The sequence below is a fragment of the Aliivibrio wodanis genome (genome assembly GCF_052920805.1).
In genome coordinates, this window is record NZ_JBREXA010000009.1 from 1 (window position 1) to 14,015 (window position 14,015).

The following is a 14,015-nucleotide window of genomic DNA, read 5'->3' on the forward strand; positions in this document are numbered from 1 at the left end:
TTCTTCTGCTTGAATCGCTGCATCTTCAGTAATGCCTTTGACCCAGCTTGCTGCAATTGCATGTAAACTCTCATTTGTCACAATTTCGTGACGTGCTAGAGCAATCAAATTTACGACACAGTGACTACGCAACTCAATTGATACAGTTTGATTTTCGTAAATGTTACTCATCTTTTGAGTTTCAATTTCATCGCGCTCTTTAAGTTTTGCTTCAGCTTCTGAATCAGACAACTTTGACACTACAAAAATGCCTTTTTTCGCTAAATGCGACTCTAAAGCAACGATTTTCTTATCAAGCGAAGCATCATCATGTAAATCACGTTGATAACGCATCAATTGAAGTTCAGTCACGTAAGCGTTCTGAGAATCAAGCAAATCAATCATGTCCAAAATTGCTTTTTTTGAAAACTCAGAAGCCTTATTTTTCAAAAAATGGGCTACCGCTTGTTCATTATTTGAAAATTGAATGTCGCTTTTTTCTACGTACTCTTTAAATGAAACAATGCACGCAACTAGTTTTTTTTGCGCTTCAGTTTTCATTGCTTTTGTACCAACTTGCAATTGTTCTTGTAAATTTACATTAACCATTTTTTCGCTCTCTTTGTTTGAATTCGATCTCATGATCGATTGGGCGATAAAAAAAACAAAACGTTAAATGCAATATCTTAATGCAATCAAGTAATATTTCATAAAGTCTAGACCGACCACATCAGCAACAAAACTTGCCTTTCTTTTAAAAAGAAACGATTTCAAATAAACACTGTTATTTTCAATAAAATCAGTAAGTAGTAGATACCTTTCTTCATTAAATTCACTTACTGAACGTTGATTTTCAATCATCAAGCAAGCACAAGTAGCAGCTCGAAATTGGGCTTCTGTGCGCCACGACACTGGATCAAGCTCAACTTCCTCTAAAACTTTATTGAACAACACTAAAGAGCGTTCGTTTTTTTGTAGCATTAATTTTTCATTTGTCATTTTTCTATTCACTCTCTTTGTCTTTAACCGCATCGTCTGAAAGGGTGTGACTCTCACGCCCTAGGTTGCCTACCTTTTCGTAGATTTTGTTGTTTCGCTCAACAAGCTTACGCTGTCGTTCTTCTCGCCCAGATCTTCGCATTATTGATGCTTCTCTTAACTTCTCAGCTTCTTCTGCTGTTAATCCTTTTTCGTTGTCGATTTCATCCTCAGCATTTTTAGCTTCTAATTCTGCTAACTTTTGAAAGTAAATTGGAGGCGTTAAGCCATTTTTTAAGAATAACTGGCACGCTTTTCTATTATCGAGTTTCTCTTCTTCGATTCTCAGCACTAGTGTTGTCACCAACTCTGTTTGAGCCGATAAATCTAGAAGTGGCCTTTTTGCTGCTAGTGCGTCAATCTCCAGTATTTGTTTCTTTGTTGTCGCGATTCTAAACAAAAGAGAATCACTACTCTTTTGTGTTTGGGCAACGACACATTGAATCGCGTCAAATTCACTTAACTCAGTATCATTGTGCGTTATTCGCTTACCTGTCGCGTACAGGGCTGTTACCTCCCTCAATCTACGACTAGACACTTCGTTCAAGATGTTTAATTGATTTTGCATAACACGAACTGAGTCTAGTAATGAGCACTCAGCTAGTGCTTCTTCTTCATCGTTATCAAACATCTTCTTTTTAAATGCCGCTTTGTGCTTTCCGTTCAACTCACTCGCTGTATTGCCGACGATGAATCGGCCTCTGGCATCTCGATCAGAATTTACCGTCCCCGGACTGATCTGAGCCGTTTTTGACAAAAGCGCCACATTGGCGACAACTTCATTTTTGATCGACCTGCTTTTTGTCTGTTGACACGCCCAATTTTCATAAGCGTTTGTCTTCTTCCATGTAGCCAGTTTAGAACGAAATGTATTGTCGTTAAGCTTATGTTTCTTAACGAAAATCTTTCGGGATTGAGCTGAAGTATCACCACCATTTAAAAATTCTTTAAAGAGTTTTTCGTAACCATTTTTTGAGATTTTCATCGATGTCCTAAATTCAGAAAACTGGCTAGATAGATCATAGTTTGGGCGACGAATAACAGACTGATCTAAAATTAACTTTTTTTTCATCTTAATTTTCAACAACCTACAGTTAGATCAGTATGATTTTCAATCAACCTGCTTTTTACTCAACCTGATCGGCATTGATTTTTAACGACTTTTTTAAGAGAAACTGATCTGTGCCCCAGAGCAAGCCCCGAACGATAAAAAAAATAGGCGTTAATCACCGCCCAACCTATATTTGTCATTTAACTTAAGAGAAAGTGACAGATCAGTGTTTATCAACAAAGAAGAGCTACTCAACGCAGCAGTAAAAAAGAAAACATATGAATTCAATGTATGTACTCACATATCACTATCAGTGCACCCAAGCGGCTCAAAGACGCTATTAATGCGCTACCGCATTAGTGGTAAAAAGAAATGTCTGAAAATCGGTAATATTGAGCTATTCAGCAATGAAGAACTGAATCAACGCATCAGAAAAGCAAAACAAGAATTACATGACGGTACATGCCCTGCAGCACGCGCAAGGACAGAAATTAGAAAAAACAAGGAAGGTTCTATACGAATTGATGCGCTTATTGACTACTATTCGAAAACTCACGTTGCAAAATTAAAGTCAGCAGATCAAATCAATGCTCTTTTAAATCGACATCTAATAGAAAAAATAGGGTATGTGCGTATTGCTGAGTTCAATCAACAAATATTAGAAACCGCTCTAGCGAACGTGGGGCAAACAACACAAAGAAAAGTAGCTAAATTACTGCACGCAGCGTTTAACTTCGCAATTAGTCGCGACTTAATTTCGATGACAAATCCGATGGGCCAAAAAGTTAATAACTTTGGGCGCAACGGACGCAAAACAAAACGATATTTAAAGAAAACAGACATAGAGTTGCTACTTGAGAATATTAATAATGTGACAAGTGACAAATCAATCGTAAATGCTGTTTTGCTGCTTATCGCAACAGGCCAACGCAAACGCGAAATTTTAGAAATGAAATGGAGCGAAGTAGAGTTTGATAACAAACAAATTGTTATTACTGCAGAACGACTGAAAACATCGCATTCAGAAGAGATAGAGAAGCAAGAAGATCACACTGTTTTCTTATCTGATTTCACGATTACTACTTTAAAAAATCAGCTTGAGCGCACCGGCACTAAAAAAAACGTATTCAATGATCTGAATGTCGATACTTTCAATCGAGATTTAACGAAAATAATCAAAAAAATTGAGGGATTAAAACATTTCACGCCTCATGATCTACGTAGAACCTTTTTCACAAACAATTTGGAAAGTGGCCACAACGTGAAAGTGCTCGACAAAATTTTAAATCACAAGGTAACTGGCGTGGAAAGTCATTACAATTATGCTCAGTTTATTGATAATCAAAAAGAGATAATGCAAAAGTGGGGGGTCACATTGTCATAAGTTAGACAAACGATGAGATCGTTGCTCTTTGTGAAACTGGCTCAGTTCAAAGAAAATTTGAGAAATTGACGTTACAGCGTGATTTTTATCTGAAATGGATCGAGATTTTATTGCCCTGTAAATCGTTCTGAAAGCGTCATAAACTTTCAAACGTGTTTTGATGTACATCGGCGTAGTTTATATCTTAAAAGTGGCTCTGTGGGCTTTTCAGGCTGCGAAAGCATGGTTTTTATAGGCTAACTTACGGATTTAACATAAGGGCCATAATGACTACCGCGGTTTTAAGGTCAAGTGACATTTTAAAGTGGGATAAACTAAACAAGCCTCATTTTTTGTGAAAAAGTTTGAAGCTAGAAATAAAAGGATACATTTGCTAGATACAGAACCAAGATTGCTGTATAAAAGAACAGTACTTTATTGTGTGGTGAGTGATCATGCAGTAGGCATTGTAAATAGTTATTAAATAGCTGTTATTTAAGGGAAAGTGTTTTTTGTTTGATTATGTGTAATCATACGCATATGATTTGTTTGGTCTTAAGTGGGAGGTTATATGACAATCATATTTAGGTTGTTTTTAACTCTTAGTTCACTTCTATTGTCGGTGTTTGTTTTTTTTGTGGCTAAAGGGTATTCAATATCTTGTTTAGGACTGAAATATACAAATGATCTAACAATGATTCCATCAATGATTATTTATTTTACCATTGTTTTTTTTGTGGGTTTTTTGACCATTAATATAACACGTTTAATAAATAATGAAGGCTTTGATAAAGGTTCGTTTTTATCTATCGAAATAGCAAATGATTCTTTTTTACCAAGTTATCTAGGGTATTTTTTTGTATCATTAAGTGCGGCTTCGATGGGGGAAGAGTCGGTAACTGTATTTATATTCGTGTTTTTAATTATGTCGATATTCATATTTTTTTCTAGAATATCATTTTTCAATCCTATCTTTTTGTTGTTGGGGTATAATTTTTTTTACATGACAACAAATCATGACGTTAAAGTAATCCTAATCACTCGAAAGAATATAAAAAAGCCTGCGGAAATTTAATTCTAAAAAAGTAAAAAGAATCAACAATTACACTTTTCTTGATATGGAGTAAATAATGAGTTTGCTATTAATAAAGCCCGGACACAAAAGACAATCCCCTCTTCATATAGCTATTAGCCATGATAAGGATATTTATAGCATTCCTGTCTTTTCTGATTGTATTGAATATACGCCTACACATAAATTAGAGGATGATGAGTGGTTTTGTATAAGTAAATTTAAAAGTAATAATTTTTCAAATGAATTCATTGATCTAGACTCCTTTACCCCCGCAGATTTCAATCCGCTAGAGGCGAAAAACTTTTCAAAAGCAAAATATATCTGCGTTAAAGAAGGGGGCTTTAAGTTTTTTCAAAAGTTAGTATCTTCAAATTTCATCAAGAAAAAAATGTTGAACTTAAACACTTCATCTTTTATAGAAGATGGGAATATTATAACGATAAATTCCCACCCTGACGCTGCGTACAATATTAACGACGACAAATTATATTTTAAAGACCTTTCGAGGATTAGCGCGTTATTTAAAAATATTGATAGCTTGTATAGAGAAGCTACAGATTCAGAGGTGGTAAGTTTTCTACAGAATGACCTTATTTCCATTGAAGGCGCAAGTGAATTTAAAGTTGGCATCCCAAACAGAAAAAAAATAGCACTCGCATTAGAAAAATTAGATGACTTCACTGCCAATGATAAAGGAGTGATAAAGGAATATATAAAGCAATATTTCCCTGACATCCCTCATGAAAATGATAAATTTGTCATTTCAACGGACATTGATTTGAAAAACTTCATCTATGGTGTTGAACAGAGGTTCTATACCACTTTAATCGGCAATGAAAAACGGGTAGCCAGTGCAGTGTTTAATATTCCCTCTAAGCAGGCTTAAAATAATAATCAATAGTTATTAAGCGCGTAGTATTTACCATAACAGCCGTATCACGAATTGAAAATGCCGCTAATTTTAGCGGCATTTTTTAGTTTTTCCAACTCATATCTAGCTTACGGTGGTTGTTCACACAGTCTCGTAAATATAAATTAATTAAGCTTTGATAAGGGATCTCTGAATCCTCAGACATCTCTTTAAAATAATCAATCACATCTTCACTTAGTCGCATAGTTACAGGCTTTTTTAGCTTACTAGCATAAGGATTTCTGCGAGATTTCATTGTTGAAAAGTCATATTCATCTTTCATATTAATGCCCTCGGCTATAGTGTTTAGTTTCATTTTTGGTAGCTTTTCTAGATGATATAATTCTTATTGTATTTCCATCATCTCGTTCACAATGACAAACAATCAATACATTTAAGCCATTACTCATTCCAAGCATCAAAAATCTATCTTCAATATCAGAATGTTTTTCATCGAAGAACTGCATTGCGTATTCGTCATAAAATACAGAGGTTGCTTCTTCAAAAGAAATACCATGTTTTTTGATATTGATTTCAGCTTTAGCTGAATCCCAGTCAAAATTTATCATATTTACATTGTATGTCACACTTTGTGCGTTTAGCAAACTATTTACCATAATGGGCATTATGCGCAGTCGATTAATACTTATAGTCTAAGGTTCGTTTATGTACGGAGTACATTACTAATGCTACGATAGTTTTGACTTTTTAATTGGATCTTTGTTATGAAAATACTTTTTTTTACTTTGTTATTATTTACAAAGGCTGCAGTTGCAGAAATTTCTAGTGAACGTTGGAACGTTTTCAACTCTCAGCTTGGTGTGGTCGCTAGTTTAGATGGACAGGGTCATGTAGCAACTTTTTCTTCTGGTGTTATCCAGTTTTCAATTAGTTCTGGGGCTTGCTCTGAAAGGGACGAGAACCTAGAATTTGATGTTGCAGTTGATTCTACTTTAATCAAAATGGTGCAGTACTGTAATTCAGGTATGACATTTATCAGACCTTTAACGATCGTAGGTTTTTCTGTTGTTATCGGTACATTTAAAACGTTAAAAGAAGTCAAAGTTTTCAATAGCACGTTTACGACAAATGGCTTTAATTCTATGTATGAGTTAATTAACAATACAAAACCTTCAATATAGTGATAATAAAAAATGGGCAAGTTGATTTATGCTTTACGAAGTAAGACGTTAAAAAAAATTAAGATAGGAGAATCTAATAGAGATACGTTGTTTAGTCGACTAGCTTCTCTTCAAACTGGTTCCGCCGATGAACTAGAAATTATAGGTGTGCATTATGGTTATTTTGGTTCTGACAGAGAAATACATCCTATATTGAAATTAAGCCACTCTCATCTTGAATGGTTCAATGAAACTGAAGAGGTGACTGATTTTGTTGTATCTAAATTCTTAGTCTTCCCTAAACCTTTATCTTTGCTAAAGGACGTTAATTCGCTTATGGATAAAGCCGTGTCACCAGAAACGATTGCAATTAAACAATATACTGAAGGGAGAATTGACTCTACACAAAGTAAAGATTGGTTTGAGCAATTTAATATGTTGGATTACTTAAATGCTACTTCCCCAATACATTTTTAGAAGCTGTTGATGGAATGCTCCTTGGTGCTCGCGACTTAACCTAATTTTCCTAATGAACATTTAGACTAAGTAACTATTTTAAGAATAAACGCTATTGTTCCTCTCGAAGATCCTGTGAGCCAACAATGACAGAGTAATTATCCCTGATAGGCTCGGCTTCATAAACTGGGATACCCTTACTCTTGCATAAACTGACTATTTTAGCTTTATTAGGATGAGACATTTTGGAACCTACTATTACCGCCCTTAAAGAGTTGTTTGGTATCTTAATGAGTTCTCCTGATTTTGTGACATTGTCTTCAACTTCAAATAATACTCGCCTTATTTCTTCTTCATAGTCCCATCGAGTATGCTTCTGGTAAACATGCTGAAGGTTACGTAAAGAAGAAGTGGAGTTCACATACCTGGACATACTTCCTGTTGCAAAGTCAAAACATTTACCCAAAGCTACAGCTTGTGACTCAATGTCTTGATAGCCAATTTTTTTTGTGGTTTTGTTGTAGGTAACTTCCCTCAAACCAAATGGCTCTCCATCTTTTTGTAACTTAGTTTTATCGTATACAAGGCAAAGGCCAGTCATTCCATTGGAATAGTGTGACCACATCATAGGGTTGTCGTTAGTTTTGCTAAAACAACATACATATGTATTGGTAGTATAATTCTCAAGTTGCTCTATTTGAGTTTCCAAAGTTTCTTTTAGAGCGCTAAAAAGCTTGCACTGTTGGTTAGTGCAATAGGCTTGTTCAACTGTAGATTGATTGAACAGTTTTAAGTGATTGTTGATGTTTACGAAATTACTTAAAGTGATCTCTGACCAATCAAACTCGAACGTGTGTTCAAATGGGTCGTTGAGTCCGCTAACATGTGAGTGCCAGAGTTCATTGTTATCAATCTCACTAAGCGTGTTCTCATTGAATGATCTATATCGGTATAGCATTTCGCTAGGCATTGAACTGACCAATTTATTTAAAATTTAACCTAACATTACCGATTTATTTTTAGCAGTCAATTGGTTAACTGTTTTAGGCTCGTTCCATTCCACAATAAACAACTATCTATGAGTCTCTCATGTTCAATTTTTCGAAACTAGGTTCTGTCCACATCTCAGCGCTGTTTGTAAATCAAACTTAGCACCCAATTTTTCTAATAAAGATAAGTATCTAGTTGCATCATCTTCAGTCAAAACCTGACCTTCAAATTGTGCTTGTTGCACTGAATAATCAGCAGCTAGCATATTCGCTTCAGTTGAATCAGCATTGTTGATAACGTTTACGATCTTTTTCAGCGAATCAGTGTAAAAATTAATTGTTGTTGCTACTTCTTTTTGAGATTCAATATTTGCAATAGCTTGTTGCAACTCAATTAATGCTACTTGTTGAGCGCGTATCAATTGCTTAACTTCGATAACTTGGCCGCTTGCTTGCTCGTCGTAAGATTTTAATTGTTGCTCAATTAACGTTTGAATCTTTTCTACTGTAATCATTTTTCTAACACTCCATTCGTAATTGCTCAAATACGCTGCTTGTTTTACTCGTTTATCAAAAAAAACCAACCTCAAACTATTCTCAGTTCCGCATAACTCTAATTATGCGGAACTGAGAAAAATATGACCATCCTCTACTGCGTGACACTGTCACCAAAAAATCATAATTAATCAGACAAACTATGCCACTAAAATCTGTAATTTTTGTAAAAAAAGTGTAATTTCTGTAATGTTCATTACACTTTTGTAATTCGTTACACTTATTTAAAAACTACAGCTACTTCACTCGCATTAAGTGCGCCATCAACGCTCAATTCGAGCACAATTTCGTTGTGAGTAAAAAAACCATCTTCCGTTTTTGGGGCAGCTTCATTGTAAGAAACTGATTTTATATACACGTCAGTTAATATTCTGCGCCCCAGATTTAGTTTAACTGCACCCGGGACGGCTTGGAGTGGCGTTAGGCCAGTACTTGGAGAACTCATCATCATTAAATACTTTATTGCGTCGTTAACCTCAATTTTTGCATCAGAATAAGCTATGAATTGTAGTTTGATGTTAAAAGTTAACGCTTCAGCTCCTCCCCACACCATTTTTGAGTTCCATGATGTTTTTGTTGTCATACCCACGAGCGTTTGACCGACTTGTGCTACCTTTTCCTTGCCCCCTGCGTTTCCTGCAGTATCTCCCTCGAATGGGCTTTCCCACAGTTGATTCATTTCAATAGAGGTTTCGCCACTCATGTAGCCCACGACTGTTACTGGCCCTATTCCTTTTATGTTTTGCATCAACGTGGCTTTGTAAAACTCTGAAATACCGTCACCGGCACGGACTCCGCAATAGATCGTCATCGCTCAACTCCTTAAAACTTAAAACTTAAAACTTAAAAGATCACTTTAAATTGAGCGACAAAAAAAGCCTATCACGATTAAGTGATAGGCTTTTGATTGTACAGTTGCTGATTAAGCCGGTTCAAAATCAAAATTAATTGTTTTAACAATCTTGCTGATTTCATGTCTTACAATATCAATGTTTTCTGAAACTGCTTGAGTCACTTTCGAAGCTGAAACCTCAAAACGTTTCGCGATGAAATCAGTCCTCGCTTTCAAAAAATCTGCATCAGCATTAAATTGATCGTCAAACTCAATCTCTTGCACATCATCAAACGTTAGATCATCACACGTCATCAAAACCAACTCTGTTAATTCTTTATTATTCATATTTAAAGCGCCAACTTACTGATAAAAAAATATTATAGTACTTACTATTAGTACTTACCAATAATTCTAGCATTATTCATACTTCGATGAATGAAAACAGGCGAATGATTTGTGATTTAGTCAAAAGATGACTGATGCGTTTTAAATCGTAAAGTGATATTGTTCTCATGTTAATTAGCCTCATAATTGTTAATTAATGTGCCGCTTGAGATGTTCCCGCATCACAAGCGGCTTTTTTGTTTCTGTTAAATGTCGTCTCGCTTTAATTGCTCCATAAATGCTCTTCGCATGTAATCATTCATTGATCCAGTGGCTTTACCCTCAGCTTTAAGTCGCTTGAATTTTTCTCTAAGTGCCTTGGGCATATTTCTAAGACTCATATCAAACGTTGTTTTTTCTTCTACACTCTGCGTTGTTATCGCAGTATTCAGCTTTGCACTTTCATTAATTTCAATGCTACGCTTTGCCATTTTTAAACCTTATTTTATACTTGAAACGTGTTTAGTTCTGAGTATAAGTCTTTAAATTTCATTGTCAATTTTTTATCAGTCGTGTGGCTACCCTTGAATGCTGATTTTGGTATTAGGCTACTTGCTTGAATAGTTGTTTTTAATAGTGACAAATTAGAAAGCTCAGAAATCAGCGCTGTGATTTCTGGGAATGATTTTCGACTGTGATGCACACGATTTAACACAACATGAGCAATGAGAGACTCATTAACCATTTTGCTCACGGCTCGCATAGTTTTATCAAACTCAACTAACGCAAATTGGTCGGTAGGATCATCAGACGTCGGAGTGAGAATATGATCAGCTTGAGATATACAATAACGCGTGATGTCTGAATCAAAGCCGCCACAATCAATTAAAATTCGCTTATCTTCGTCGCACCACTTTAATATTTCATTTTTTGAAGTTGGTATTCTCACTTCGATTTCATTTGCTCCCAATGCTAATAGACGACTGATGCCGCGATGAACGTCAGCATCAATAATGAAATCAGGCTTAAATAGTGGGATCATATTTAGCGTTACACTACTTTTTCCTGTTCCGCCTTTTTGATTTGCAATACACAATATAGACACGTTTTTACACTCACTTTGAATTTAATTTTAAGTGTAAAAAGTTATATCTCATATGGGAAATAATATCTAGTAAAAATAAGATACATTTTTAGTCATCGCTTAAAACTTCTTTACAGAAAGAGATCAGTAAATCACGACTACTCTTGCACCCTCTTTTTTTCGCAGCGGCTTTTATTAAAGCGTACTCGTATGAATTAACTTTCATAGAGTGAAGACCAGGACGGACATCGTATACTTGATCCGTTGTTGCACCGGTCACAAACTGAAAAAGCTCATCATCAGAAAAACTATCAATTAACTTCTTGTCATTTGAGTATTTAACAAGCGTTTTGGCTCTGTGTTTCTTTTGATACTCTCGACTAGCAGCTCGTTGTTCGCTCATCGATGCTAACTCGTTATGAGAACTCATATATACAACCTATAAAAAATTGGTAAGTACTAATAGAGTAGTTACATAATCAAATCAAGCCAAACATTTTTCTTAAAACGAATAGCCCTCAACATCTAGTCGATCGCAGCATTTCCCAATTATTTTCGAAGCGTGTTCTCTTGTCGTGTAATGTTCCTTTCGTCCTCCAATTACGATTTTTTCTCTCATTCGCAGCGTTGGTGCATATAAGTAACCATCTTAGCTTCTGATTCGCGTGAAGAAAAAAAGAAGTTCACTTTAAGCAGTAGGTTCATAAGTTGTAACTTGTGAACCTACTTCTTTATATTTATCTGACTATATTCATAATTCTATGGTTCATTATAAGTATACTTAAACCAGACCAACTATATACGCTCATAATACTGGTTCATTAAATATTGACTTGACTTAAAACAGACTATATATTTAAAACCACTTAAAACAGACCAGTGAGGCCGCAATGTTTATTCGAGCATATCTACGAGCATCAACAAGTGAACAAGATGCTACTCGTGCTATTGAAGATCTAAACATGCTTGTTGAATGTCACAAGCAACAAATAGCGAATACTTACATTGAAAACATAAGTGGCACTAATCTAGAACGTCCAGAGCTGAACCGGCTAATTAATGACGCGAAAAAAGGAGATGTACTGCTCGTAGAAAAAATGGATCGATTAACTCGACTACCGTTCCAAGAGTGGCGCACACTGAAAGCGAGGATTAATGATAAGCAGTTATTAATTGTTGCAGCAGATCAGCCGATGACGCATGCCGCTTTAACTGAGAATCAAGCAACAAGTGCAATACAGCAAGCACTTACTGAGTTCATGCTAGATCTAGGCGCTGCAATGGCTCGTGACGATTATGAAACTCGTCAGAAAAGACAAAGGCAAGGTATCGAGAAAGCAGTCAAAGAAGGTAAGTACAGAGGCCGCCCTGTAGATTCTGAACTACATAAGAAAGTGAATGACTTACTCACAGTTAGCGTGAGTTGGTCAAAAATACAAAATATTGTTGGCTGTAGTAGAGCAACGATAGCCAAGGTCGCAAAATCTCGCAAAGAAGCCGGTGTTGCAATTGAAAATCAAATGAATATTGATGTGTAAAAAAAGGAGTAAATATGTCTAGAGCACTATTAGACGATGTAGTACTAAAGCTTATTGATGCGTTGCTTATAAAAAATGGGCACGTTACGAGTAGAGACGTTTACAAATACGTTGGGCTTGGAAGACAAAAAGTAAGTACTCTTTTTCAGATTTACTTAAATCAAAATCCAAACTCTATGAGTTATGTACCTGGAAAGAGAAAATATATTGTCAGTGACTCATTTAAGCCTCAGTTTTTAAATGAAGATGAAGCCGAGAGCTTTATCAAATCTTTAGAAGTTGTGTTTGGCACATTTACTTAAGAGTTCTTAAAAAATAGCTTTGCTTCATGCTAGAACCATCGCGAAGCGATAAAAGCTACGATCTTTCATAGTGCAATGAATTTAACTGTCGAATGACAAAAAGCACTTACAGCAACGATAAAGGCCTCACTGCGTAGCAGTCGAGAGGCCGCTTCATTTGTATATTCTTTTTATCCACAGTCGATTTCGACGGAATAAGATATATTTGAATAATATAAGTAAAAGAATATTAGCAGGGTTTAGAAAGGGGCTATATTTATATTATCAGAGGGCTATTCCGACTTGTATGTATAAGTATAAAAGAACGTGGCGAAGAAGAGGCTTAAGTTAAGTAAATGATAATGTTTTAATACTGATTTATGGCTATTTTATGACCGCTACAAATTTTAGATGTGACAATGCCCACTCAGCTAAGAGCGTGACAGGATAACTTAATTTAAGGTATTGGAGGGGTTAACTCAGATTTAAGTACAGATAAGCCCATTCTACGTAGAAGATTATTAGCCATCTTAGTTATGTTTACTGCGTCAGTATTTAATTGCCAACCTTTCGATCTAATTCGTTCAACTAACTTACGAGAAATGTAGGCAATGCGATCTACAGCATTCATATCAGCTATTTTCACTCTATAACTCGACGTAGTTTTTGCATGTCGATATTCCCAAATTCGCAGAATATTACTATGACAGTAGGCTTTTAGTGCGATGTCAGCATCATATTGTTCGTGACGTTTAGCCGCTTCTATTTTTCGACGTTCGATCTCAATAGAGCGTAAACGCTCAAGTTCATCATTTTTAACGCCTAAAATCTCATAGAACAACGGCGTGGTGCATAGCGTTCGTGGCAAACGTCCATCATGCAAAATATCTTGCATTGATTGTCCGCTATGCTCAGGTTCGTACAGCAACCCCATGACCACTAATTCCTTCATGATTACTGAAATAGTAGAACTTGATACACCAATTTCTTTGCCGATTTCAATGCATAATCTAGTTACATTAATACAACCCGTAACTGTGTCTGAGTTGTAAGAAATCCAGCGTAGTGTATTTTCGATATTACGCTTATGCACTTCTCTAAATGATAGATTGTACTTACGCATACCAACCTCAATTAAACGGTGCACTAACTGTGGCCACAGGCCACTAATCCAAACACCATTTTTTTCAATAGTGTTAAACACTTTGCGATTTAAAGTGGGTATGTGCTTTTTCTTTCTATCAGAAACAGCGAGTAGATCGCCATTTTCATCTAAAGATTCTTGCGGATGCCATTTAGCTTTTGAATGAGTCGTAATTGATTTAAGCATGATAAACAACTCCAAACGCTTCAAATTTTGAATATGACAAATCACACACCTGGTGTGCGTATCGATTCAAAATTGATGGTTTGAAA

At 35.7% G+C, this 14,015-nt stretch carries 20 protein-coding genes; 7 read left to right on the plus strand and 13 right to left on the minus strand.

Going from position 1 to position 14,015, the window contains the following annotated elements; genetic code table 11:
* The 3 genes from ACU5DF_RS23235 to ACU5DF_RS23245 all read right to left on the minus strand — a co-directional run.
* On the minus strand, positions 1 to 588 hold a 588-nt coding region (locus ACU5DF_RS23235), incomplete at its 3' end, for a hypothetical protein (protein ID WP_446714312.1).
* Positions 589 to 651: 63 nt separating this feature from the next.
* Positions 652 to 978, minus strand: coding sequence for a hypothetical protein (locus tag ACU5DF_RS23240; protein WP_446714313.1), 327 nt, complete (start codon positions 976 to 978; stop codon positions 652 to 654).
* A gap of 4 nt (positions 979 to 982) precedes the next feature.
* Positions 983 to 2,089, minus strand: coding sequence for a hypothetical protein (locus ACU5DF_RS23245; protein WP_446714314.1), 1,107 nt, complete (start codon positions 2,087 to 2,089; stop codon positions 983 to 985).
* 205 nt (positions 2,090 to 2,294) lie between these two features.
* Between ACU5DF_RS23245 and ACU5DF_RS23250 the strand changes: the two genes are divergently transcribed.
* The 3 genes from ACU5DF_RS23250 (at position 2,295) to ACU5DF_RS23260 (ending at position 5,392) form a co-directional block, all read left to right on the plus strand.
* The gene (locus tag ACU5DF_RS23250; RefSeq protein ID WP_446714315.1) at positions 2,295 to 3,452 is read left to right on the plus strand and encodes a tyrosine-type recombinase/integrase; all 1,158 of its coding nucleotides are present in this window, start codon (positions 2,295 to 2,297) and stop codon (positions 3,450 to 3,452) included.
* A gap of 550 nt (positions 3,453 to 4,002) precedes the next feature.
* Entirely contained in the window at positions 4,003 to 4,506 is a 504-nt protein-coding gene (locus tag ACU5DF_RS23255) for a KwaA family protein (RefSeq protein WP_446714316.1), read from the plus strand.
* Positions 4,507 to 4,561: 55 nt separating this feature from the next.
* Positions 4,562 to 5,392, plus strand: coding sequence for an ATP F0F1 synthase synthase (locus ACU5DF_RS23260; RefSeq protein ID WP_446714317.1), 831 nt, complete (start codon positions 4,562 to 4,564; stop codon positions 5,390 to 5,392).
* Between the two features lie 88 nt (positions 5,393 to 5,480).
* Here ACU5DF_RS23260 and ACU5DF_RS23265 read toward each other — a convergent pair whose 3' ends face one another.
* Positions 5,481 to 5,699, minus strand: a complete 219-nt coding sequence (locus ACU5DF_RS23265; RefSeq protein WP_446714318.1) for a BrnA antitoxin family protein — start codon at positions 5,697 to 5,699, stop codon at positions 5,481 to 5,483.
* 1 nt (position 5,700) lies between these two features.
* Positions 5,701 to 6,021 carry a BrnT family toxin gene (locus ACU5DF_RS23270; protein WP_446714319.1) on the minus strand — a complete coding sequence of 107 codons (321 nt, stop codon included), beginning with the start codon at positions 6,019 to 6,021 and terminating at the stop codon, positions 5,701 to 5,703.
* 120 nt (positions 6,022 to 6,141) lie between these two features.
* On the opposite strand from ACU5DF_RS23270, the gene ACU5DF_RS23275 reads away from it, so the two are divergent.
* Both ACU5DF_RS23275 and ACU5DF_RS23280 read left to right on the plus strand, forming a co-directional pair.
* Entirely contained in the window at positions 6,142 to 6,558 is a 417-nt protein-coding gene (locus ACU5DF_RS23275) for a hypothetical protein (protein WP_446714320.1), read from the plus strand.
* A 12-nt stretch (positions 6,559 to 6,570) separates the two neighbouring features.
* Positions 6,571 to 7,014: a GIY-YIG nuclease family protein gene (locus ACU5DF_RS23280; protein WP_446714321.1), complete on the plus strand. Its 444-nt coding sequence runs from the start codon at positions 6,571 to 6,573 to the stop codon at positions 7,012 to 7,014.
* Between the two features lie 91 nt (positions 7,015 to 7,105).
* Here the strand turns inward: ACU5DF_RS23280 and ACU5DF_RS23285 are convergent, their stop codons facing one another.
* From ACU5DF_RS23285 to ACU5DF_RS23315, 7 genes are all read right to left on the minus strand, one after another.
* The gene (locus ACU5DF_RS23285) at positions 7,106 to 7,963 is read right to left on the minus strand and encodes a DUF2971 domain-containing protein (RefSeq protein ID WP_446714322.1); all 858 of its coding nucleotides are present in this window, start codon (positions 7,961 to 7,963) and stop codon (positions 7,106 to 7,108) included.
* A gap of 123 nt (positions 7,964 to 8,086) precedes the next feature.
* On the minus strand, positions 8,087 to 8,497 hold the full coding sequence (locus ACU5DF_RS23290) for a hypothetical protein (RefSeq protein WP_446714323.1): 411 nt from the start codon (positions 8,495 to 8,497) through the stop codon (positions 8,087 to 8,089).
* A gap of 260 nt (positions 8,498 to 8,757) precedes the next feature.
* The gene (locus tag ACU5DF_RS23295) at positions 8,758 to 9,348 is read right to left on the minus strand and encodes a hypothetical protein (RefSeq protein ID WP_446714324.1); all 591 of its coding nucleotides are present in this window, start codon (positions 9,346 to 9,348) and stop codon (positions 8,758 to 8,760) included.
* A gap of 111 nt (positions 9,349 to 9,459) precedes the next feature.
* Positions 9,460 to 9,717, minus strand: coding sequence for a hypothetical protein (locus ACU5DF_RS23300; protein WP_446714325.1), 258 nt, complete (start codon positions 9,715 to 9,717; stop codon positions 9,460 to 9,462).
* A gap of 245 nt (positions 9,718 to 9,962) precedes the next feature.
* Positions 9,963 to 10,187, minus strand: a complete 225-nt coding sequence (locus tag ACU5DF_RS23305; RefSeq protein ID WP_446714326.1) for a hypothetical protein — start codon at positions 10,185 to 10,187, stop codon at positions 9,963 to 9,965.
* A 14-nt stretch (positions 10,188 to 10,201) separates the two neighbouring features.
* On the minus strand, positions 10,202 to 10,801 hold the full coding sequence (locus ACU5DF_RS23310) for a ParA family protein (RefSeq protein WP_446714327.1): 600 nt from the start codon (positions 10,799 to 10,801) through the stop codon (positions 10,202 to 10,204).
* 88 nt (positions 10,802 to 10,889) lie between these two features.
* The gene (locus ACU5DF_RS23315) at positions 10,890 to 11,210 is read right to left on the minus strand and encodes a hypothetical protein (RefSeq protein WP_446714328.1); all 321 of its coding nucleotides are present in this window, start codon (positions 11,208 to 11,210) and stop codon (positions 10,890 to 10,892) included.
* Positions 11,211 to 11,670: 460 nt separating this feature from the next.
* Between ACU5DF_RS23315 and ACU5DF_RS23320 the strand changes: the two genes are divergently transcribed.
* Together ACU5DF_RS23320 and ACU5DF_RS23325 are read left to right on the plus strand one after the other, a co-directional pair.
* On the plus strand, positions 11,671 to 12,318 hold the full coding sequence (locus tag ACU5DF_RS23320) for a recombinase family protein (protein WP_446714329.1): 648 nt from the start codon (positions 11,671 to 11,673) through the stop codon (positions 12,316 to 12,318).
* 14 nt (positions 12,319 to 12,332) lie between these two features.
* Positions 12,333 to 12,620 carry a BrxR family helix-turn-helix transcriptional regulator gene (locus ACU5DF_RS23325; RefSeq protein WP_446714330.1) on the plus strand — a complete coding sequence of 96 codons (288 nt, stop codon included), beginning with the start codon at positions 12,333 to 12,335 and terminating at the stop codon, positions 12,618 to 12,620.
* Positions 12,621 to 13,056: 436 nt separating this feature from the next.
* Here ACU5DF_RS23325 and ACU5DF_RS23330 read toward each other — a convergent pair whose 3' ends face one another.
* Entirely contained in the window at positions 13,057 to 13,929 is an 873-nt protein-coding gene (locus tag ACU5DF_RS23330; protein WP_446714331.1) for a replication initiation protein, read from the minus strand.
* Positions 13,930 to 14,015 lie beyond the last annotated feature (86 nt).

Coding starts and splice junctions, on each gene's coding strand:
- ACU5DF_RS23240 (WP_446714313.1), bottom strand. CDS start 978: ATGACAAATGAAAAATTAATGCTACAAAAAAACGAACGCTCTTTAGTG.
- ACU5DF_RS23260 (WP_446714317.1), top strand. CDS start 4,562: ATGAGTTTGCTATTAATAAAGCCCGGACACAAAAGACAATCCCCTCTT.
- ACU5DF_RS23280 (WP_446714321.1), top strand. CDS start 6,571: ATGGGCAAGTTGATTTATGCTTTACGAAGTAAGACGTTAAAAAAAATT.
- ACU5DF_RS23245 (WP_446714314.1), bottom strand. CDS start 2,089: ATGAAAAAAAAGTTAATTTTAGATCAGTCTGTTATTCGTCGCCCAAAC.
- ACU5DF_RS23295 (WP_446714324.1), bottom strand. CDS start 9,348: ATGACGATCTATTGCGGAGTCCGTGCCGGTGACGGTATTTCAGAGTTT.
- ACU5DF_RS23330 (WP_446714331.1), bottom strand. CDS start 13,929: ATGCTTAAATCAATTACGACTCATTCAAAAGCTAAATGGCATCCGCAA.
- ACU5DF_RS23285 (WP_446714322.1), bottom strand. CDS start 7,963: ATGCCTAGCGAAATGCTATACCGATATAGATCATTCAATGAGAACACG.
- ACU5DF_RS23305 (WP_446714326.1), bottom strand. CDS start 10,187: ATGGCAAAGCGTAGCATTGAAATTAATGAAAGTGCAAAGCTGAATACT.
- ACU5DF_RS23290 (WP_446714323.1), bottom strand. CDS start 8,497: ATGATTACAGTAGAAAAGATTCAAACGTTAATTGAGCAACAATTAAAA.
- ACU5DF_RS23275 (WP_446714320.1), top strand. CDS start 6,142: ATGAAAATACTTTTTTTTACTTTGTTATTATTTACAAAGGCTGCAGTT.
- ACU5DF_RS23300 (WP_446714325.1), bottom strand. CDS start 9,717: ATGAATAATAAAGAATTAACAGAGTTGGTTTTGATGACGTGTGATGAT.
- ACU5DF_RS23320 (WP_446714329.1), top strand. CDS start 11,671: ATGTTTATTCGAGCATATCTACGAGCATCAACAAGTGAACAAGATGCT.
- ACU5DF_RS23255 (WP_446714316.1), top strand. CDS start 4,003: ATGACAATCATATTTAGGTTGTTTTTAACTCTTAGTTCACTTCTATTG.
- ACU5DF_RS23265 (WP_446714318.1), bottom strand. CDS start 5,699: ATGAAAGATGAATATGACTTTTCAACAATGAAATCTCGCAGAAATCCT.
- ACU5DF_RS23315 (WP_446714328.1), bottom strand. CDS start 11,210: ATGAGTTCTCATAACGAGTTAGCATCGATGAGCGAACAACGAGCTGCT.
- ACU5DF_RS23325 (WP_446714330.1), top strand. CDS start 12,333: ATGTCTAGAGCACTATTAGACGATGTAGTACTAAAGCTTATTGATGCG.